This is a genomic window from Micromonospora sp. C41 (assembly GCF_018070485.1).
Taxonomy (GTDB): Bacteria; Actinomycetota; Actinomycetes; order Mycobacteriales; family Micromonosporaceae; genus Micromonospora; species Micromonospora chalcea.
The window spans coordinates 1-19662 of record NZ_JAGPXP010000056.1; the positions used below are offsets into that span (position 1 = coordinate 1).

Annotated in this window: 14 protein-coding genes; 11 read left to right on the plus strand and 3 right to left on the minus strand. The window is 73.7% G+C overall.

Features of this window, described 5'->3' with window-relative positions:
- Positions 1 to 188 precede the first annotated feature (188 nt).
- Entirely contained in the window at positions 189 to 1499 is a 1311-nt protein-coding gene (locus KBX43_RS30645; protein WP_210888540.1) for a serine hydrolase, read from the minus strand.
- A gap of 98 nt (positions 1500 to 1597) precedes the next feature.
- On the opposite strand from KBX43_RS30645, the gene KBX43_RS30650 reads away from it, so the two are divergent.
- The 4 genes from KBX43_RS30650 (at position 1598) to KBX43_RS30665 (ending at position 6412) form a co-directional block, all read left to right on the plus strand.
- Positions 1598 to 2071: an NfeD family protein gene (locus KBX43_RS30650; protein WP_030504273.1), complete on the plus strand. Its 474-nt coding sequence runs from the start codon at positions 1598 to 1600 to the stop codon at positions 2069 to 2071.
- Between the two features lie 5 nt (positions 2072 to 2076).
- On the plus strand, positions 2077 to 3183 hold the full coding sequence (locus tag KBX43_RS30655; protein WP_069087716.1) for an SPFH domain-containing protein: 1107 nt from the start codon (positions 2077 to 2079) through the stop codon (positions 3181 to 3183).
- A 129-nt stretch (positions 3184 to 3312) separates the two neighbouring features.
- Positions 3313 to 4116, plus strand: a complete 804-nt coding sequence (locus KBX43_RS30660; protein ID WP_043329731.1) for a hypothetical protein — start codon at positions 3313 to 3315, stop codon at positions 4114 to 4116.
- 91 nt (positions 4117 to 4207) lie between these two features.
- On the plus strand, positions 4208 to 6412 hold the full coding sequence (locus KBX43_RS30665) for a transglycosylase domain-containing protein (protein ID WP_247677877.1): 2205 nt from the start codon (positions 4208 to 4210) through the stop codon (positions 6410 to 6412).
- Between the two features lie 45 nt (positions 6413 to 6457).
- On the opposite strand, the gene KBX43_RS30670 is transcribed toward KBX43_RS30665, so the two are convergent.
- Complete coding sequence (locus KBX43_RS30670; RefSeq protein ID WP_247677878.1) at positions 6458 to 6832, minus strand: hypothetical protein; 375 nt, start codon at positions 6830 to 6832, stop codon at positions 6458 to 6460.
- 330 nt (positions 6833 to 7162) lie between these two features.
- On the opposite strand from KBX43_RS30670, the gene KBX43_RS30675 reads away from it, so the two are divergent.
- From KBX43_RS30675 to KBX43_RS30690, 4 genes are all read left to right on the plus strand, one after another.
- Complete coding sequence (locus KBX43_RS30675; protein ID WP_210888545.1) at positions 7163 to 8260, plus strand: TOMM precursor leader peptide-binding protein; 1098 nt, start codon at positions 7163 to 7165, stop codon at positions 8258 to 8260.
- A gap of 10 nt (positions 8261 to 8270) precedes the next feature.
- Positions 8271 to 9578 (plus strand): hypothetical protein, encoded by a 1308-nt coding sequence (locus tag KBX43_RS30680; RefSeq protein ID WP_210888548.1) that lies wholly within the window; start codon positions 8271 to 8273, stop codon positions 9576 to 9578.
- Positions 9579 to 9740: 162 nt separating this feature from the next.
- The gene (locus tag KBX43_RS30685; RefSeq protein WP_210888550.1) at positions 9741 to 12857 is read left to right on the plus strand and encodes a BTAD domain-containing putative transcriptional regulator; all 3117 of its coding nucleotides are present in this window, start codon (positions 9741 to 9743) and stop codon (positions 12855 to 12857) included.
- Positions 12858 to 12963: 106 nt separating this feature from the next.
- On the plus strand, positions 12964 to 13524 hold the full coding sequence (locus tag KBX43_RS30690) for a dihydrofolate reductase family protein (RefSeq protein ID WP_064445359.1): 561 nt from the start codon (positions 12964 to 12966) through the stop codon (positions 13522 to 13524).
- Between the two features lie 4 nt (positions 13525 to 13528).
- On the opposite strand, the gene KBX43_RS30695 is transcribed toward KBX43_RS30690, so the two are convergent.
- The gene (locus KBX43_RS30695) at positions 13529 to 15361 is read right to left on the minus strand and encodes a thiamine pyrophosphate-requiring protein (RefSeq protein ID WP_064445360.1); all 1833 of its coding nucleotides are present in this window, start codon (positions 15359 to 15361) and stop codon (positions 13529 to 13531) included.
- A 66-nt stretch (positions 15362 to 15427) separates the two neighbouring features.
- Here KBX43_RS30695 and KBX43_RS30700 point away from each other — a divergent pair, with 66 nt between their 5' ends.
- The 3 genes from KBX43_RS30700 (at position 15428) to KBX43_RS30710 (ending at position 19524) form a co-directional block, all read left to right on the plus strand.
- A complete protein-coding gene (locus KBX43_RS30700; RefSeq protein ID WP_233514616.1) occupies positions 15428 to 16276 on the plus strand; it encodes an RNA methyltransferase in 849 nt (282 codons plus the stop codon).
- A gap of 44 nt (positions 16277 to 16320) precedes the next feature.
- On the plus strand, positions 16321 to 17772 hold the full coding sequence (gene argG / locus KBX43_RS30705) for an argininosuccinate synthase (protein WP_064445361.1): 1452 nt from the start codon (positions 16321 to 16323) through the stop codon (positions 17770 to 17772).
- Positions 17773 to 17850: 78 nt separating this feature from the next.
- Positions 17851 to 19524, plus strand: a complete 1674-nt coding sequence (locus KBX43_RS30710; RefSeq protein WP_210888551.1) for a PucR family transcriptional regulator ligand-binding domain-containing protein — start codon at positions 17851 to 17853, stop codon at positions 19522 to 19524.
- The last annotated feature ends 138 nt before the right edge of the window (positions 19525 to 19662 follow it).

Below are 19662 nucleotides of genomic sequence, written 5' to 3' on the forward strand. Positions count from 1 at the left end.
GCCAGGGTGATCAAGGACTTTGTGGGTGAATTGGAGATCAACGCGGACGCGAACTCCTTGATCACGGGGTGAGCGGTGCGGGTGTGCGTCGATCATGGAGTTGTGGCCCCTGCGGATCGGGCATAGCGGGCGGAATGAGGGCCACAAGTGCAAGATCGGCGGGGCGGGGCGAGGGCGAGGGGCGGGAGTTACGGGAGCTCGTCGGGGGTTCGGGTCAGGACGAAGGTGGCTATGTCCAGGGCTACCGGGGTGCCTGATTCGTCGCGGATCACCGTCAGGATCTCGCCGTCCTGGGAGCCGGAGCGGCCCCGCCACCGGTCCAGGCCCTCGCGGGTGAAGCGCAGCTGCGGCCTGCCGACCTGGCCGCCGACCAGGTCACCGGCGGCGTCGACGCGGAACTCGTACTCGCCGCCCATCCACCACCAGCGCCCGGTCAGCGCGGCCACGTCGGCGGCGGGCGGGTCGGCCGGGCGCCAGGGGGCGGGCGCGGCCGGTTCGGCGTCCAGCACCAGTGTGAGCGCTTCCCGGCCGAGCGCGCCGATGTGGTGGCCGCGCAGCCCGTACGAGTTGGCGAAGTTGACCACGGCGGTGCCTGTGGGCCGGTGCACGGCCAGGCCGGCGACGTACCCGGGCATGGATCCGCCGTGCCCGACGTACACCCGGTCGCCGACCCGGTAGAGCTCGATGCCGAGGCCGTGCCCGCCGGTCCACGAGTCGAGGTCGTTGATGACCATGGGGGCGCACATCTCGGTGAGCGTGGCGGGGGAGAGCAGCGCCGGGTCCGGGTCGGCCAGGAACGTGGCCCAGCGGCCCAGGTCCTCGACCGTGGACCAGAGCTGGCCGGCCGGCGCCATCGCCGCGGTGTCGGTGCGCGGCTCCTCCCGCAGCGTCTCGTGCCAGGGGTGGACGACGTAGCCGCTGGCGTACGGCTCGGTGGGGTGGTACGTGGTGCGGCGCATGCCCAGCGGGGCCAGCAGCCGCTCGGTCAGCAGCTCCGCCCAGGGCGTGCCGGTGATCCGTTCCAGCGCGGCGCCGAGCAGCCCGTACGCCAGGTTCGAGTAGTGGTAGACGAAGTGCGGCGGGTAGGCGATCTTGTCCGGGGTCAGCCCGGCGAGCAGGGTGTCCAGGTCCGTGCCCCCGACCCGCTCCCACCAGTCGCCGTCCGGCTCGCGTTGCAGGCCGCTGACGTGGCCGAGGAGCTGGCGCACCGTCACCGAGCCGACCGGGGTGCCGGGCAGGTGGGCGTCCAGCGGGTCGTCCAGTGACAGCCGGCCGGCGTCGCGCTGCTGCATCACCAGCACCGCGGTCATGGTCTTGGTGATCGAGCCGATCCGGTACTGCAGGTCGGCGTCGGGGCGGGGCGTCTCACCGGCGACGGCGAGGTGCGCCAGCCGGCCGTCGCGGACCACGCCGAGGGCGAGGGAGGGGCCCCGCCCCTCGGCCTGGGCCCGGGCGACCAGCAGGTCCACCTGACGCGCGGTCTCGGGCAGCAGGGGCATCTCGTCCTCCTCGTCGGCGGTGGGCGCGGTACGCCGAGCCGAGCCTAGCGATCATGACAGTTCGATGACACGTGCGTTGACGTGTCAGGATTGTTCTCGTGGACGCCGTGTTCTGGATCGTTCTGGGTGTGGTATTGGCGGTCGCCGAGATCTTTACGACGACGCTCTTCCTGATCATGTTCGGGGTCGGGGCGTTCGCCGCGGCCGGCGCCGCGGCGCTCGGTGCGCCGGTGGCGCTGCAGGCGGTGATCTTCGCGGTGGTGTCGGCGTTGTCGGTGGCGGTGGTCCGTCCGGTGGTCCGGCGGCACGCGCGGCCGGCGATCGAGACCGGGGAGCAGCCGTTCGGGGTGGAGGCGCTGGAGGGGGCCACCGCTGTGGTCCTGGAGCCGGTCGACTCCGAGCGCGGGATGATCAAGATCGATGGTGAGCTGTGGACGGCCCGCTCGTACGACGCGACGCGCTCGTACGCCGAGGGTGAGCGGGTGCAGGTGATCAAGGTTCGGGGCGCTACCGCCCTGGTATGGCAGGACGACATTTCCACCCCGGGCGAGCTGCCCGAAGCGAAAAGGTGAACGGTATGGAGTTTCTGGCGATCCTGATGATCGCGGTGGCGTTGATCGGTGTGGTGACGCTGTTCAAGGCGGTGCGGATCGTGCCGCAGCAGCGGCAGGACGTGGTGGAGCGGCTGGGCCGGTACAAGCGCACGCTGAACCCGGGCCTGAACCTGCTGGTGCCGTTCGTCGACGCGGTACGCACCAAGGTCGACATGCGTGAGCAGGTGGTCAGCTTCCCGCCCCAGCCGGTGATCACCTCCGACAACCTGGTCGTCTCGATCGACACGGTCCTCTACTTCAAGGTCGTCGACTCGGTTCGCGCCACCTACGAGATCTCCAACTTCCTCCAGGCGATCGAGCAGCTGACCGTCACCACGCTGCGTAACGTGATCGGCTCGCTGGACCTGGAGCGCGCGCTGACCAGCCGCGAGGAGATCAACCGGCACCTGTCCGGCGTGCTGGACGAGACCACCGGCCGCTGGGGCATCAAGGTGACCCGGGTCGAGATCAAGGCGATCGAGCCGCCGCCGAGCATCCGCGACTCGATGGAGAAGCAGATGCGCGCCGAGCGGGACCGCCGCGCCGCGATCCTCAACGCCGAGGGCCACAAGCAGTCGCAGATCCTCACCGCCGAGGGTGAGAAGCAGGCCGCGGTGCTGCGCGCCGACGGTGACCGGCAGGCCCGGATCCTCCAGGCGGAGGGCCAGGCCAAGGCGATCCGTACCGTCTTCGACGCGATCCACACCGCCAACCCGAGCCAGAAGGTGCTGGCCTACCAGTACCTCCAGGCGCTGCCGCAGATCGCCAACGGCACTGCCAACAAGGTCTGGATCGTCCCGACCGAGCTGACCAAGGCCCTGGAGGGCATGGGCGGCGCGCTGGGCGGGCTGGCCAACATGGCTGGCGACGTGCCGTCGCCGGAGGCCGCCCGCAGCGCCGGCGAGGTCGAGCGGGAGGCCGCCGAGGCCGCACAGGCCGCGGCTGTCGCGGCCCAGGAGATCCACAACGAGGTACGTGTGGCCGAGGCGCAGGCCACCGGCGGCAACACCCCGCAGGGCCTGCCCGCGCCGGAGCCGGTGTCGCCGGCCAGCCTGGTGAACGACCCGGCGGACCAGCGCGAGCGGGGCTGACCGACAAATCCGAGAAGTCCTCATACGGCGCTCCGGCGACTGCCACCATCGGTCTTGAGGACGGGTGGTGAGCAGGGCCGGAGCGCCGTTGCGTGTCCCGGGCCACCCGCGGCGCGAACGAGGTGACGCATGAAGGACCCGGCGAACCGGCTGTTCTCCCGTACCCCGGTCCCCGGCGCGCACGACCCCGCCGGGCCGATCGGCTCCCGGCGTACCGGAGGGGGGTTCGGGGTCCTGCCGTTCGTCTCCGAGCCCGGCCCGGGCGCGCCCGCCACCGACGCGACCTGGGCCTGGTCGATCCGCCGGTTCGCCCGCGCGGCGGTCTGGCTGCTGCCCGCGTACGCGGTGCTCTACGGCCTGGTGGCGATGGCCAGCGACGGCGGGGTGGGCAACGACCCGTACCCGGCCGACGGCCGGCCGCTCTACCTGGTCGGCTGGGTCGCCTCGGTGTGGCTCGGGCTGCTCGCCCTGCTCGCGCTCACCGGCCTGCTCGCCGCCACCCGCTGCCGCCGCGTCGCGCTGGCCGGGCTGCTCGCCAGCATCGGCGGGATGGTGCTGATGCTGCCGTTCGCCGGGCTGGCCGAGCAGACGCCGGTGTTCGGCGTGACCGCGCGCGGCATCGTGCTGTTCGGCGCCACGCTCTACAGCGTGGGCTGGTTCCTGACCGGCTGGTCGGTGGCCCGGTCCGGGATGTTCTCCTACGGCGACGGGACCATGCTGATGATCGCCGCCCCGCTGCTCGGCCTGGGCGGCGCGCTGATCGGCTCGCTGCAGACGTTCGGCGCGATCTTCGTGCTGGTCGCCGGCATCGGCATCGGCTACCGCAGCGGCCGCCTGGTGCCCGAGACGATCGCCCGGGACGCCGCAGCCGCCAGCGTCGCCGCCGCTCCGGTGCCGCCCGCGTCACCGAAGGGCCCACTCGGCGCCGGTTGACCGGTTCTTCAGCTGGGCGGTCGCCGTGAAGTAACTGACAGTTGCCTGGCGAGGTGGCCGGTAGGCGGCTTTCGTGGCAATCCTTGCCTTCATGCCGTCACCCAGGTCGCCGCTGTCGCGGCTGTTCACCGTGCTGCTGGCCGGCCTGCTCGCCGGGCTCGTCCTCGCGGTCGCCGCGCTTCCCGCCGGACTGCTCGGCGGGTTCGCCGCCCGGGCGGCGCTCGGCGCGTACGCGGACCTGCCCGACGCGCTGCGCACCCCGGCCCAGCCGCAGCGTTCCTACCTCTACGCCAACGACGGCAAGACGCTGATCACCACGTTCTACGACGTGAACCGCACCGACGTGTCGCTGGACGAGATCGCCCCGGTGATGCGGCAGGCGATCATCGCGGCCGAGGACCGGCGGTTCTACTCGCACGGCGGCGCGGACCTGCGCGGCATCGCCCGGGCGCTGGTGGCGAACGTCAAGGGCGGCGGCACCGAGCAGGGCGGCTCCACGCTGACCATGCAGTACGTCCGCAACGTGCTCAAGACCGACCCGAACCGCACGCCGGCGGAGCGGCAGGCCGCCACCGAGCAGACCGTCGGGCGCAAGCTCCAGGAGATCCGGTACGCGAACGCGCTGGAGCAGTCGCTGTCCAAGGACGAGATCCTCAACCGCTACCTCAACATCGCGTACTTCGGCTCCGGCGCGTACGGCGTCGCCGCCGCCAGCCAGCGCTACTTCGGCAAGGACCCGGCCGACCTGACGCTGGGCGAGGCGGCGCTGCTGGCCGGCCTGGTCCAGTCGCCGGAGGCGTACAGCCCGATCGATGGCGACCTGGACCAGGCGCTGGCCCGCCGGGCGTACGTGCTGGACGCGATGGCCGAGACCGGCGCGATCACCGCCCAGCAGGCCGCTGCGGCGAAGGCGCAGGCGCCCACGCTGCGGCCGACCGCCCAGCCCAACGGCTGCACCGCGACCGCCCAGGGGCACGACGACTGGGGCTTCTTCTGCGACTACCTGCGCCGCTGGTGGCTCACCCAGCCCGCGTTCGGCGCCACCCCCGAGGAGCGCGAGCAGGCGCTGCGCCGGGGCGGCTACCGGGTCGTCACCACGCTGGATGCGAAGATCCAGGAGACCGCGCAGGAGCAGGCCACCAAGGTCTACGGGTACGGCAACAAGCGCGCGCTGCCGATCGCGGCGGTCGAGCCCGGCACCGGCCGGGTGCTCGCCATGGCGGTGAACCGGCACTACAGCCTCGACGCCAACCCGGACGGGCAGGCCAACCACCCGAACACGGTCAACCCGCTGATCTCCGGCGGCGCCAGCGTCGACGGCTACCAGGCCGGCTCGACGTTCAAGATGTTCACCATGCTGGCCGCGCTGGAGGCCGGCAAGCCGCTGTCCACCGGCTTCGACGCCCCGAGCCGGCTGCCCACCCGGTACGCCTCGGACGACGAGGGCAACTGCGACGGCACCTGGTGCCCGGCGAACGCCAACCCGCAGTGGATGGACGGCTACCGGATGATGTGGGACGGCTTCGGCCGCTCCGTCAACACGTACTTCGTCTGGCTGGCCGAACAGGTCGGCGAGGACAAGGTGGTGGAGATGGCGCAGCGCCTCGGCATCACCTTCCGGGCCGACTCCGACGCCACGTTCGCCCGCAACCACGCCGCCGACTGGGGCGCGTTCACGCTCGGCGTGGCCGCCACCACCCCGCTCGACCTGGCGAACGCGTACGCGACGGTGGCCGCCGAGGGCACGTACTGCACGCCGCTGCCGGTGGTCTCGGTGACCACGCCCGACGGCGGGACCGTCGACGTGGGGCGACCGGAGTGCAAGCGGGTCCTCGACCCGGACGTGGCCCGGGCCGCCACCGACGCGGCCCGCTGCCCGGTCGGCCAGCAGTCGGCGTTCGGGCAGTGCAACGGCGGCACCGCCACCGCCGTCGACGCGATCGTCGGCCGCCCGGTCGCCGGCAAGACCGGCAGCTCGGAGCGGAACGCCACGGAGACGTTCGTCGGGTACACCCCGCAGGTCGCCGTGGCCGGCATCGCCGCCAACCCGGACGACGTCACCGACCTGGTCGGCTCCGCCGTGCAGGCGAAGGTGATCGACGCGGTCGCGCGGACCATCAGGACAGCGGTCACCGGCAAGCCGGTGGCCGACTTCACCGCGCCGAGCCGGGCGCTGGTCGGCGACCCGCAGCGTCCGCAGCCGCCCCGGCGGACCGAGCCGGACCGCCGCGAGCAGCGCGAGGACCGCGACGACCTGCCCTCCGACGTGCTGCGCTGGCTGCGCGACCGCGGGTAAGGAAGGGCCCCTTCTTAACGCCTCCGGTAGTAAAGGGGCCCCTTCTTAACGCCGCCCCCGGCGCGCGGCCACCCGCCGTCTCCGGTCGCCCCGGGCCGCCTTGATCACGTCCTGGCACCAGGTCCACCGGTCCAGCACCGCCACCCGGCCGGTCAGGCGGGCCACCGCCACGGTCCGGGCCATCGCCGCCGCGCGGACCGTCGCCTCCAGCGCCGGATGGACGGTACGGCCGAACAGCGCCAACCCGTCGGCCCGGCCGGGTGCCCGGGCCAGCGGGTTCCACAGTGGCCTCCCACCGGCGTTCTCGAAGTACCGCGCCCGGACACCTCGCCGGCGCAGCCGCTCGGCCAGCGCCTTCGCCTGGTTGGTCCTGCCGGAGCCGTCGACGCCGAGCAACGCGATCATCACAGGTCGGGCCACGCACCCGGATGGTGGCGGCGATCATCAACGGCCGCTGATGATCGACTTGTGATCGACCGGTGACGCCGGGCGACAGGCTTGGGCTCGCCTTCCGGCACCACGGAAGGCGTACCCGAATCGAGGAGGCGTCCATGGAGAAGGCCACGATCGAGCAGGCCGGCAAGAAGAAGCTCTCGCTGAAGGTCCGCAAGCTGGAGCGGCTGGAGACCACCGTCATCCGCGAGAGCAACGGCGCCTGATCCGCGCCGGCACCCCGGTCGCCGCCACCTACCGCGGCGGCCGGGGTGCCGCTTCCCCTCTTCCGCCGAGCGTTAGTGAGGTTGCGGTCCCATGCTCAAGCCGCGCGTCAAGAGTGTCCACGAGCCCTACACGCTGCCGGGGAACCGGCTGATCATCGGTCTGATGCAGTACGGCGTCGCGTCGGAGATCCAGGACGACGAGGACGGCACGATCGCCCGCATCCTGACGTTGCTGGACGGCACCCGGTACGTGTGGGAGGTCTGCGCGGACCTCGCCGAGACGCACCCGGGCATCGACGAGGACAGCGTCCGCGAGGTGGTGGACCAGCTCATCGCGCAGGGCTTCGTCGAGGACGCGGCGGCCCCGCTGCCCGACGGGTTCACCGCGGAGGCCGCGCAGCGCTACGACCGGGCCCGGCACTTCTACGCCTGGATCGACACCCAGCCCCGCAGCTCGCCCTTCGAGGTGCAGGCGCGTATCGGGCGGGCGCGGGTCTCCGTACTCGGTCTCGGCGGCACCGGCACGGCGGTCGCGGCCGGACTCGTCGCCAGCGGCGTCGGCGGCCTGCACTGCGCCGACTTCGACGTGATCGACCAGCCGAACCTGACCCGCCAGCTGCTCTATACCGAGAGCGACCTCGGCCAGCCGAAGGTGAAGGTCGCCGTGGACCGGCTGCGGGCGATGAACTCGCACGTCGACGTCACCGGGGAGGAGTGCCGGATCCGCTCCGCCGACGACCTGGTGCCGCTGATGAACGGGCGGGACGCCTTCGTCCTCTGCGCGGACCGGCCCGTCGACCAGATCCAGGACTGGACGAACGAGGCGGCGCTGCGTACCGGCACGCCGTGGTTCATGGCGCTCTACACCGGGCCGATGACGGTCGTCGGCTCGTTCCTCCCGGGCCGCACCGGGTGCTACACCTGCCTGCGGCGTCGGCCGGACAAGCACGAGATCCAGACCGACGGCACGCCGCTGCGCGGCGGGGAACGACCGAACGCGGTGATCGCCGCCACCGCGAACGTGACCGGTCACCTCTGCGCGCTGGAGGTGCTCTACCACCTCGGCGGGCTGCCCCAGCAGGTCGCCGGGCGGGTCTTCCACCAGAACGCCGCGCGCTGGGACCACCACTACTTCATCGACGTGCCGCGGGACCCGGGCTGCCCCTCGTGCGGTCCGCGCGGCGCGTGAGGACCGGGCGATGACGACCACCGGGGTCGAGGCCGCACCGGATCTGGGCGCCGCGACGCGGGTACGGTTCCACCCGCTGCGGATCCGGCCGTCCGACGACGACCCGGACTCGGTGGTGGTGGGCCGGCCGGAGGTCGGCGAGTTCGTGGAGTTGCCGATGATCGGCGTCCGCGCCGTCGAGCTGCTCGACGGCGGAGCGCCGATCGGCGTGGCCGAGGAACGGATCGCCGCCGACCACGACGTGGACCTCGACCTCGTGGACCTGGTGCTCGCGCTGCGGGAGGCGGGCCTGGTGGCCGAGGTCGACGGCCGGCCCACCGGCGGCGCCCGCCGCGAGGACCGGCCGCACCTGCCCTGGCTGCGGGCCCGGCACGTGCGCTGGCTGTTCGGCCCGGCGGCGAAGGTGGCCTACGTCGCGCTGGTCGCGGCGACGCTGGCCACAGTGGTACGCCGTCCCGAGCTGCTGCCGTCGTACCGGGACTTCTTCTGGACCGGCTACGTCGGTCTCGCCGTGCTCGTGAACACCGTGCTGTTCTCCGGGACGGCGGTGCTGCACGAGTTCAGTCACCTGGTGGCGGCCCGTTCGCTGGACGCGCCGGCCCGGATCCGGTTCGCCACCCGGCTGCACCATCTGGTCCTGGAGACCGACGTGACGGCCATCTGGTCGGTGCCGCGCCGCCACCGGTACCGCGTCTATCTCAGCGGCCTGCTCTGGGATTCCGCCGTGGTGTGCGCCGCGCTGCTGGTGATGGCGTACGCCCGGCCGCATCCGCTGGTCGGCGGCCTGCTGTCCGCCGTCGTTCTGGTGATCGTCATGTCGATGGCGCTGCAACTGCACGTCTACATGCGTACCGACTGCTACTTCGTCCTGCTGGACCTGCTGCGGTGCCGCAACCTGTTCCAGGACGGCTTCGCGTACGCCCGGCACCTGCTGCGCCGAGGTCTGCACGCGGCGCTTCCCGGCCGGGTGACGCCGTCGGCCGGGGACCCCACCGCCGTCCTGCCGCCGCACGAGCGGCGCGCGGTACGGATCTACGCGCTGGCGGTGGTGGCGGGCAGCGCTGTCGCGTTGTCCAGCTTCGTCCTGTTCGGAATCCCGATCGTCGCGCACGGCGCGATCCAGGCCGGCTCGGCCGTGCTGGCCGGCGCGACCGGCGGAAGCCTGCTCGCGGCCGTGGACGGCGCGCTCGTCCTGCTCGTCGAGAGCACGCTCCAGGCGATGTTCCTGGTCACGTTCTACCGCCGTCACTCCCGGCGGCGCCGGGCGCGGGCCACGTCCGGTCAAGCGCCGCACGCCGCGCCGGACCCGATCGGCTGACCACCGACGACGACCGGACACAGTGGTGTGTCCCCCCGGTCACCGCTGGTACGCGTCACCCCCTGGCCTCGCGCGAACTCGTCTAGGGTGGGGCCGGAGGGCGATCTTGACGTGGTCGCCCGGGTCCGCGCGCTTCGGGGGGAGCGAATGGTGCCGGCGGTCATGTTTCGGCTGCTCGGCCCGGTCGAGGTGTGCCTCGACGATCGGACGGTCCGCGTCGGTGGCCCCCGCAGTCAGGCCATGCTCGCCGCGTTGCTGCTGGAAGCCAACCGGATCGTCCCGGTGTCCCGTCTCATGGACGCGGCCTGGGGCGGCCATCCGCCGGCGAGCGCGGACGTCCAGGTCCGCAACCGGGTCGCGGCGGCGCGACGGGCGCTGCGCGCCGCCGGTCTGCCCGGCGACGTGATCGGCACCCACGGCTCCGGATATCTGCTCACCGTCGCCGAGGGTCAACTCGACCTGGACGTCTTCGAGGAACGGGTACGCCGGGCGGAAGGGCTCCTCGACCGGGGCGGCGCCCCGGAGGAGGCGGTGTCCGGGCTGCGCGAGGCGCTGGCGATGTGGCGCGGTCCGGCGCTCGACGGCCTGCGTACGCCGGCGCTCACCGCGGCGGCGCAGCGTCTCGACGAACGGCGGATGACAGTGGTCGAGCGCTGCCTCGGCCTGGAGCTGGGCCTCGGCCGGTACGACAGCGTGATCGGCCGGCTCACCGAGCTGGTCGAGGCGTACCCGTGGCGGGAGTCGCTCGTGGGTCAGCTCATGCGGGCCCTCTACCTGGCGGACCGGCAGGGCGAGGCACTGGACCGGTTCGACCAGTTGCGCCGCCGCCTGGCCGAGGAGCTCGGCATCGACCCCACGGCCCAGCTGATCCGGCTGCGCGACCTGATCCTGCGCAACGACCCCAGCCTCCGGTCGTCGCCCGACGCGGGCCCGGTCGTCGCGCCGCCGGACCGCCCGCCCGCCGGACCGCGCCCGGCCGCCGCCGCCGCACAACACGGAATCGCCGCACAACACGGTGCCGCCGCACAACACGGTGCCGCCGGACCGGACGGGGCCGCGCGCCCGCCGGTCCGGATGCTTCCGGCCGGCCTCACCGACTTCGTCGGCCGGGAGGAACAGATCGCGGCGGTCCTGGAGTGGCTTCCGGAGCGGCCGGCGGTCGCCGTGACGGCGATCAGCGGCCTGCCCGGCGTCGGCAAGACCACCCTCGCGGTCCGGATCGCCCACCAGCTCGGCCCGGCGTACCCCGGTCCGCACCTCTACGTCGACCTGAACGGGCACGACCATCCGGCGCCCCCGGTCGAGGTGCTCGGGCGGTTCCTGCGGGCGCTCGGCGTGCCCGGCGCCCAGATCCCCGCGGACCTGGAGGAACGCGCCGCGCTGTTCCGGGGCGCGATGGCCGAGCGGCCCGGAGTGGTGCTGCTGGACAACGCGGCCGACGCGGCGCAGGTGCGCCCCCTGCTGCCCGGTACGGACACCGTCGTGCTGGTCACGAGCCGGCGCGCGCTCGTCGACGTCGACGGCGCCCACCAGCTGCGGCTGGAGCCGCTGCCCGAGGCGGACGCGCTGCGGCTGCTGGCCGGCATCATCGGCCCGGACCGCGTCGCCGCCGAGCCCGGCTCCGCGTCGGACGTCGTCCACCACTGCGGGCTGCTGCCGCTGGCGGTGCGGATCGCGGGCGCCCGGCTGGCGATACCCGGCGTGCTGTCGCTGCGGCAGGCGGCGGCGCAGCTCGCCGAACTCTCGCACCGGCTGGACCATCTCGCCCGCGCCGACCGCAGCGTACGGGCGGCGTTCCACTCGGCGTACGTGGCGCTGGACGAGCCGGCCCGCCGGCTCCTGCGCCGGTTCGCCGTGCTGGACCTCGACCGGGCCCCTCCGTGGCTGCCCGCCGTCCTGCTCGACGACGAGGCGGGCGCGGCGAACGCGGTCACCGGTCTGGTCGAGGCCAACCTGGTCGAGGTGACCGGACCGGACGAGCTGGGCCAGGTCCGCTACCACCTGCACGATCTGGTCCGCGCGTTCGCCCGGGAGCGCGCCGCGCGGGAGGAGGGGCCGCGGGAGCGGCCGGAGGTGCTGCGGCGCGTCTTCGGCACCTGGCTGACGCTGACCGAGCAGGCCCGCGTGGCGCTGAGCCAGGAGGGCGGCGCCGTCATCGTCGCCGACCTGCCGAGGTCACCGGCGCCCACCGGCGAGCACCTGCACGACCCGAAACGCTGGTTCGGCGCCGAACGGGCCGCCCTGCTCGCCGGCATCGAGCAGGCCGCCGCGACGCCCGGCCTGGAGGACTACTCCTGGGCGCTGGCCTGGCACTGCGACTACTACCTGTTCGTCGACGCCCGGGTGGACGACCTGACCCGGGTCACCGAGATCGGGCTGGCGGCCGCCGAGCGCCGGCGGCACCCGGAGGGGATCGCCCGGCTCCGGCTCTGCGTGGCGTTCGCGGCCCTGCTACGCAGTGACCTGGAGGCCGCGCTCGGCTACGCGCGGGCCGCCGCGGCGGCGGCCGAGCCGCTCGCCCAGCCCTGGCTGCGGGCCGACATCGCCGGCGTCGAGAACCAGGTGTACGAGGGACTGGGGGACCGGCCGGCGGCACGCGCCAGCCTGGTCCGCTCCATCGAGCTGTACCAGGAGGCCGGCGACGAGGTGGCCGCCGGACCGAAACTCGCCCGGCTGGGCGTCCTCCAGTTCCAGGAAGGCGACCCGGCCGCCGGGGAGACGCTCGCCCGGGCCGTCGCGCTGCTGCGGGCCGCCGGCACGCCCCGGCCGCTCGCCTTCGGCCTGCGCGCGTCGGGCCGCTGGCACGACCACCGTGGCGCGGTGGACGAGGCCCGGGCGGCGTACCTGGAGGCCCTGGAACTGGTCCGGCGGCACGGTGACCGGCTCGGTGAGGTGGCGCTGCTCAGCGAGGTCGCCGCGATGCTCGCGGGGCACGGCCGGCTGGGCGAGGCGGCCGGATACGCCGACACCGCCCTGGAGCAGGCCCGCGAGATGCGGGTCGCCGCCTACCTGGCCTACGCCCGGTACGCGCAGGGACGGATCAGCCTGATGTCGGGCGACCCGGCGCGGGCGCGGGTCCTGCTCGAACAGGCGGCCGACGACCTGACGGCCAGCCCGCCGCTGCAGCTGGAGGCCCTGATGGACCTGGCCCGGGCGGTGGAGCGGCTGACCGGGGCCGAGGCGGCCCGGGACGTCTGGCGACGCGCCCACGAGGTGGCCGCCCGGATCGGGGCCACCGCCACGGCGGATCAGATCGAGCGGCGGCTGGCCGGACCGTAGCCTGGCCGGGAGTCGTCGGGGCCGGGTTGTCGGATCCGGCCGGGCGGCTCCGACCCACCGGCGAGCGCACCCGACCGGGACGCGCCGCAACGCGGAGGAACACATCATGGGCACTGTCAGCTACGGGGTGCACACGTCCGTCGACGGCTTCATCGAGGGCCCGAACGGCGAGTTCGACTGGCCGCAGATGGGGGAGGAGCTGTCCGCGTACTCGATCGACCTGGCCGAGCGGGCCGACGCCTTCGTCTACGGGCGGCGGGTGTGGGAGATGATGGCCTCCTACTGGCCTCAGGTCGAGTCGATCTCCGACCACCCGCACGACCTGGCGTTCGCGCCGATCTGGCGGCGTACCCCGAAGATCGTGGTCTCCCGCACGCTCGCCGAGGCTCCCCACGGCGCCGTGGTGGTCGGCGGCGGCGACCTGGCGAAGGAGTTCGCCGAGGTCCGCGAGCGGTTCCCCGGCGACCTGCTGGTCACCGGCGGCACCGGCGCGGCGACGGCGCTGGCCGCGCTGGGGCTCGTCGACACCTACGAGGTGATCGTGCACCCGGTGGTGCTCGGCGGCGGACGGCAGGTGCTGCCCGACCTGGCCCGCCAGCACCTGCGGCTGGTCGAGACGCGTCAGTTCGACGGGCGGTCGGTGCTGCTGCGCTACGCGCGGGCCTGACGCCTCAGCGGCCCCGGCGGCGGGGCCGGTACGTGGCGAGCGCGGCCGGTACGCCGCGGCGCACGATGCCGGCCCGGTCGCTGTCCCCGCGCAGCACCGCCGCGGCGGTCTTGCGGGCCTGCTCGGCGGTGAAGTGCGGCGGCAACATCAGCTCGGCCGGGTCCACCACCGCGTTGACCACCACCGGCCGGTCCGCGTCGAGCACCCGCTGCCACAGGCCGTCCACCCGGTCGGGGGAGTCGACCAGCTCACCGCCGAGGCCCAGCACCTCGGCCCACCTGTGGTACGCCACGTCCGGCAGGTCCTGGCTGTCCGGGAACATCGGCGTGCCCTCGCTGGACCGCTGCTCCCAGCTGACGAACGCGAGGTCACGGTTGTTGAGCACGAGCACCACGAACCGGGGGTCGGCCCACTCCCGCCAGTACTTCGCCACAGTGATCAGCTCGTTGACGCCGTTCATCTGCATCGCGCCGTCGCCGAGCAGCGCGATCACCGGGCGGTCCGGGTGGGCGAACTTCGCCGCCAGCGCGTACGGCATGCCGCCGCCCATGGACAGCAGCGTGCCGGAGAGGCTGGCCAGCATGCCGGGGCGCACGCGCACGTGCCGGGCGTACCAGGCGGTGGCGGTGCCGCAGTCCACGGCGAGCACGGCGTCGTCCGGCAGCGCGTCGTCGAGCGAGGTGAACAGCGACTGCGGGTTGACCGGGTCGGCGGGCTGCGCGGCGACCTCGCGCTGCGCGGCCCGCCACTTGCCGGTGGCGTCGGCGATGGTGGCCCGCCAGGCGGTCGGGCCCGGCCCCGGGCCCAGCTCCCGGAGCAGTGCGCGCAGCGTCGGTCCGGCGTCGCCGGTCAGGTTCACCTCGGTCGGGTAGCGCAGCCCCATCCGGCTGCCGTCGATGTCGATCTGCACCGCCCGGGCCTGCCCCTCCGGCGGGTAGAACTCCGAGTACGGCATCTGGCTGCCGACGATCAGCAGCCGGTCGCACTCGCGCATGAGTTGCCAGCTGGGGCGGCTGCCGAGCAGGCCGATCGCGCCGGTCACCCAGGGCTGCCGGTGGTCGACGGCGGTGAAGCCGAGCAGCGCGGTGGCGACGCCGGCGCCGAGCCGGTCGGCGATCCGGCGTACCTCGTCCTCGGCGCCGAGCGCGCCCTGCCCGACCAGCATCGCCACCCGCTGGCCGCCGCGCAGCACCTCGGCCGCGCGGCGCACGTCGGCCTCCGGCGGCACTGTCGGCTCGCTGCTCGGCACCGCGCTGGTGTGGTAGTAGCCGTGCGCGTGCGGCGGGTGCGGCACCGCCGGCAGGTCCTGCACGTCGGAGGGAAGGACCAGGGCGGTCACGGTACGCCGGGCGAGCGCGGTGCGGCAGGCCCGGTCCACCAGGTGCCGGGCCTGCGACGGATCGTCGAGCTGGGCCAGGAAGGCCGACGCCACGTCCTTGTAGAGCGAGAGCAGGTCCACCTCCTGGTAGTAGCCGCCGCCCTCGGCGGGCAGCGCGGTGTGCCCGAGCAGCGCCACCACCGGCTGGTGGTCGAGCTTGGCGTCGTAGAGGCCGTTGAGCGCGTGGATCGCGCCCGGGCCGCTTGTCACCACCACGCAGCCGAGCGGGCCGCCGCCGTACTTGACGTGCGCGCCGGCCGCGAAACCGGCGGTCTCCTCGTGCCGGACCTGGATGAACCGGGCGCGTCCCTCGGCGCGTTGCAGCGCCGAGGTCATGCCGTTGATCCCGTCGCCCGGGTAGCCGTAGTAGCGATGTACGCCCCACTCGGCGAGCCGGGCCACCAGGTAGTCGGCGACTGTGGCGTCGCGGGGGAGGTTGCCGTCGTGATCCGCGCCCATCGTGGTCCCTCCGTCGCGTCGGCCTTCGGGCTCCGTTCCCCGCCCGGGGCGGCGGAAACCCGGCCCGTGCCGGGGCGCCCCCGGCGGGCCGGGCAGAATCGCGTGGTGCCCGTCCACGAGATCACCGACCCCGACGACGACCGGATCGCCGACTACCGCGCGCTCACCGACGTGGAGCTGCGTACCCGCTGGGAACCGCCGCACGGGCTGTTCATCGCCGAGGGGGAGCTGGTGCTGCGGCGGGCGCTGCGGGCCGGCTACCCGGCCCGGTCGTACCTGGTCGACGCCAAGCGCGTGGACCAGCTCGCCGATCTGGACACCGGTGACGCGCCGGTGTACGCGGCGACGCCGGACGTCCTCCAGCGCGCCACCGGCTTCCACGTGCACCGGGGCGTGCTCGCGTCGTTCCACCGCAAGCCGCTGCGCTCGGCCGACGAGGTGCTGGCCGCCGCCCGGCGGGTGGTGATCCTGGAGGACGTCAACAACCACACCAACCTGGGCGCGATCTTCCGGGGCGCGGCAGCGCTCGGCGTCGACGCGGTGCTGCTGTCGCCGACCTGCGCCGACCCGCTCTACCGGCGCAGCGTACGGGTCAGCATGGGCGAGGTGTTCGCGGTGCCGTACGCGAAGCTCGACAGCTGGCCCGGCGGGCTGGACCAGGTCCGCGCGGCCGGGTTCACCGTGCTCGCGATGACGCCCGCGCCTGATGCCGTACCGATGCAGCGGCTGACCCCGGCGCAGCGCGAGCGGGCGGCGTTGCTGCTCGGGGCGGAGGGGCCGGGACTGACCGCGGCGGCGCAGGCCGCCAGCGACGTGCGGGTGGTGATCCCGATGCGGCGCGGCGTGGACTCGCTGAACGTGGCGGCCGCGGCGGCGGTGGCGTTCTGGGAGCTGGGGCGGGACGACCCGCTCTGACGACCGGCTTGCATGACCATGCGACGGTGTGCATAATCTTCCTTGTGTCCAAGGTTCTCACCTCCCTGCCCATCGGCGAACGTGTCGGCATCGCCTTCTCCGGCGGCCTCGACACCTCGGTCGCGGTCGCGTGGATGCGCGACAAGGGCGCCATCCCGTGCGCCTACACCGCCGACATCGGCCAGTACGACGAGCCCGACATCGCCTCGGTGCCCGGCCGCGCCCACACCTACGGCGCCGAGGTCGCCCGCCTCGTCGACTGCCGCGCCGCCCTGGTCGAGGAAGGGCTGGCGGCGCTGACCTGCGGCGCCTTCCACATCCGCTCCGGCGGGCGGGCCTACTTCAACACCACGCCGCTGGGCCGGGCCGTGACCGGCACGCTGCTGGTGCGCGCGATGATCGCCGACGACGTGCAGATCTGGGGCGACGGCTCGACGTTCAAGGGCAACGACATCGAGCGGTTCTACCGGTACGGCCTGCTGGCCAACCCGCAGCTGCGGATCTACAAGCCGTGGCTGGACACCGACTTCGTCACCGAGCTGGGCGGCCGCACCGAGATGTCGGAGTGGCTGCTGGAGCGCGGCCTGCCCTACCGGGACAGCACCGAGAAGGCGTACTCCACCGACGCCAACATCTGGGGCGCCACCCACGAGGCCAAGACGCTCGAACACCTGGACACCGGCATCGAGACGGTCGAGCCGATCATGGGCGTGAAGTTCTGGGACCCGTCCGTGGAGATCCCCACCGAGGACGTCACCATCGGCTTCGACCAGGGCCGCCCGGTGACGATCAACGGCAAGGAGTTCGGCAGCGCCGTCGACCTGGTGCTGGAGGCCAACGCCATCGGCGGCCGGCACGGCCTGGGCATGTCCGACCAGATCGAGAACCGGATCATCGAGGCCAAGAGCCGGGGCATCTACGAGGCCCCCGGCATGGCGCTGCTGCACGCCGCCTACGAGCGGCTCGTCAACGCCATCCACAACGAGGACACGCTCGCCAACTACCACAACGAGGGCCGCCGCCTCGGCCGCCTCATGTACGAGGGCCGCTGGCTGGACCCGCAGGCGCTGATGCTGCGCGAGTCGCTGCAGCGCTGGGTCGGCACGGCGGTCACCGGCGAGGTCACGCTGCGGCTGCGCCGGGGCGAGGACTACTCGATCCTCGACACCACCGGTCCGGCGTTCAGCTACCACCCGGACAAGCTGTCGATGGAGCGCACCCAGGACTCGGCGTTCGGCCCGGCCGACCGGATCGGCCAGCTCACGATGCGCAACCTCGACATCGCCGACTCGCGGGCCAAGCTGGAGCAGTACGCCTCCGTCGGCATGGTCGGCGGCGGGAACCCGCAGCGGGTCGTGGGCGCCGCCCAGGCCGCTTCGACCGGGCTGATCGGCGCCATGCCGCAGGGCGGCGCCGAGGCCATCGCGTCCCGGGGCGTGCCCACCGCCGAGGACGAGGCGCTCGACCGGGCCGCCATGGAGTTCGGCGTCGACTGATCCCGCAGCCCGGCCGGCTCGTCCTCCCCGGCGAGCCGGCCGGTGCGGCCCTCGGCAACGACGGTGACGCAGGGTAGCGTGTCGCCCGTGTTCCCTACCGTGCGTGAGGTCCTGGACCTGGTGCCGATGCGCCACGGTGCGCCACGCCTGGTCGCCGGGAACGCCGGGCTGGACCGGCCGGTGCGGTGGGTGCACATCGCCGAGGTGCCCGACATCGCCACCCTGCTCGGCGGCGGGGAACTGGTCCTGACCACCGGGATCGGGCTGCCGGCCGACGACGCCGGGCTGCGCGAGTTCATCGGCACCCTGGCCGACGTCGGCGCCTCCGGACTGGTGGTCGAGCTGGGCCGCCGGTACCTCACCGGAGTGCCCCGGGTGATGGCCGCCGCCGCCGAACGCCGCGGCCTGCCCCTGATCGAGCTGCGCCGGGGCACCCCGTTCGTCCGGATCACCGAGGCGGTGCACGGGCTGATCGTGGACGCCCAGCTCACCGAGCTGCGCGCCACCGAGGAGATCCACCAGCGGTTCACCGACCTGTCGGTGGAGGGCGCCGAACCGGCCGAGGTGCTGCGGCAGGCCGCCGAACTGGCCGGCTGCCCGATGGTGCTGGAGAACCTGTCCCGGCAGGTGCTCGCGTACGACCCGGCGGGGGAGAACGCGGAACTGCTGCTGGACGGCTGGGAACAGCACTCCCGGCAGATCCGCCCGGCCGGGCGCACCGCGTACGACCCGGGCAGCGGCTGGCTCGTCACCACCGTCGGGGCGCGCGGGCAGGACTGGGGACGGCTGCTGCTGCGCTGGCCCGTCGCCGAGTCCACCCCGCCGACCCGGCTGACCATCCTGATCGAGCGGGCCGCCTCCACGCTGGCCCTGGGGCGGCTGATCCGGCGCGACGCCGAGGGCCTGGAACGGCAGATCCACCGTACGCTGCTGACCGCGCTCATCGACCACTCCCGCCCGGTGGACGAGGTGGCGCTGCGCGCCAAGGCGCTCGGCGTCGTCCTGGACCGACGGCACCTGGTCGGCGTGGTGGTCCGGCACCGTGGCGACGAGCCGGCCGCCGGCCCGGGCGCCGACGCCGACCCCGAGGCCGGTCCGGCCCGCCTGCGCGACCTCGCCGAGGCGGTCGGCCAGGCCGTGCGGGACGCCAAACTCACCGCCCTGACCAGCGCCGTCGACGACCATGCGGTGGGGGCGCTGCTGGCCCTGCCGGACGCGGCCGACGAGGAGAAGGCACTCGCCGCGTTCGCCACGGCGTTGCGCCGGGTACGCCTCGACGCCGCCCCGTCCCGCCCTCCGGCCACCCGCACCGTGGTGGCGGCCGGTTCGGGCGTGGGCAGTCTGCGCGAGGCGCGCCGCTCACTCGTCGAGGCGCGTCAGATCGCCGAGGCGGCGCGGCGGGACCCCCGAGACCTGCCCTGCTACCGGCTGCCGCACGTCGGGCTGGCCGGTCTGCTGCACCTGCTGCGCGACGAGCCCCGGCTGCAGACGTTCGTCGAGCGCGAACTCGGGGCACTGCTCGCGTACGACGCCCAGCACCCGCGTGAGCAGTTGCTCGGCACGCTGCGCGCGTGCCTGGAGCAGGGGCGGAACAAGTCGGCGGGCGCGGCCGCGGCGCACCTGTCCCGGCCGGCGTTCTACGAGCGGCTGGCCCGGATCGGCCGCATCCTCGACGCCGACCTGGACTCGGTCGACAGGTGCCTGTCCCTGCACGTGGCCCTGCTGGCCCTCGACGCCATCCGAACCCCCTGACCCACCCCCGGGGCCGTCACGCCGGTCCCGCCGACCCCGCCGATCTTGGACTTGTGGCGCCCGAGAGGCCCAAAACCGCGGCTTATGCGCGCCGCCACAACTCCAACATCGATGGGCCGAGGCGGTGATCATGAGGTT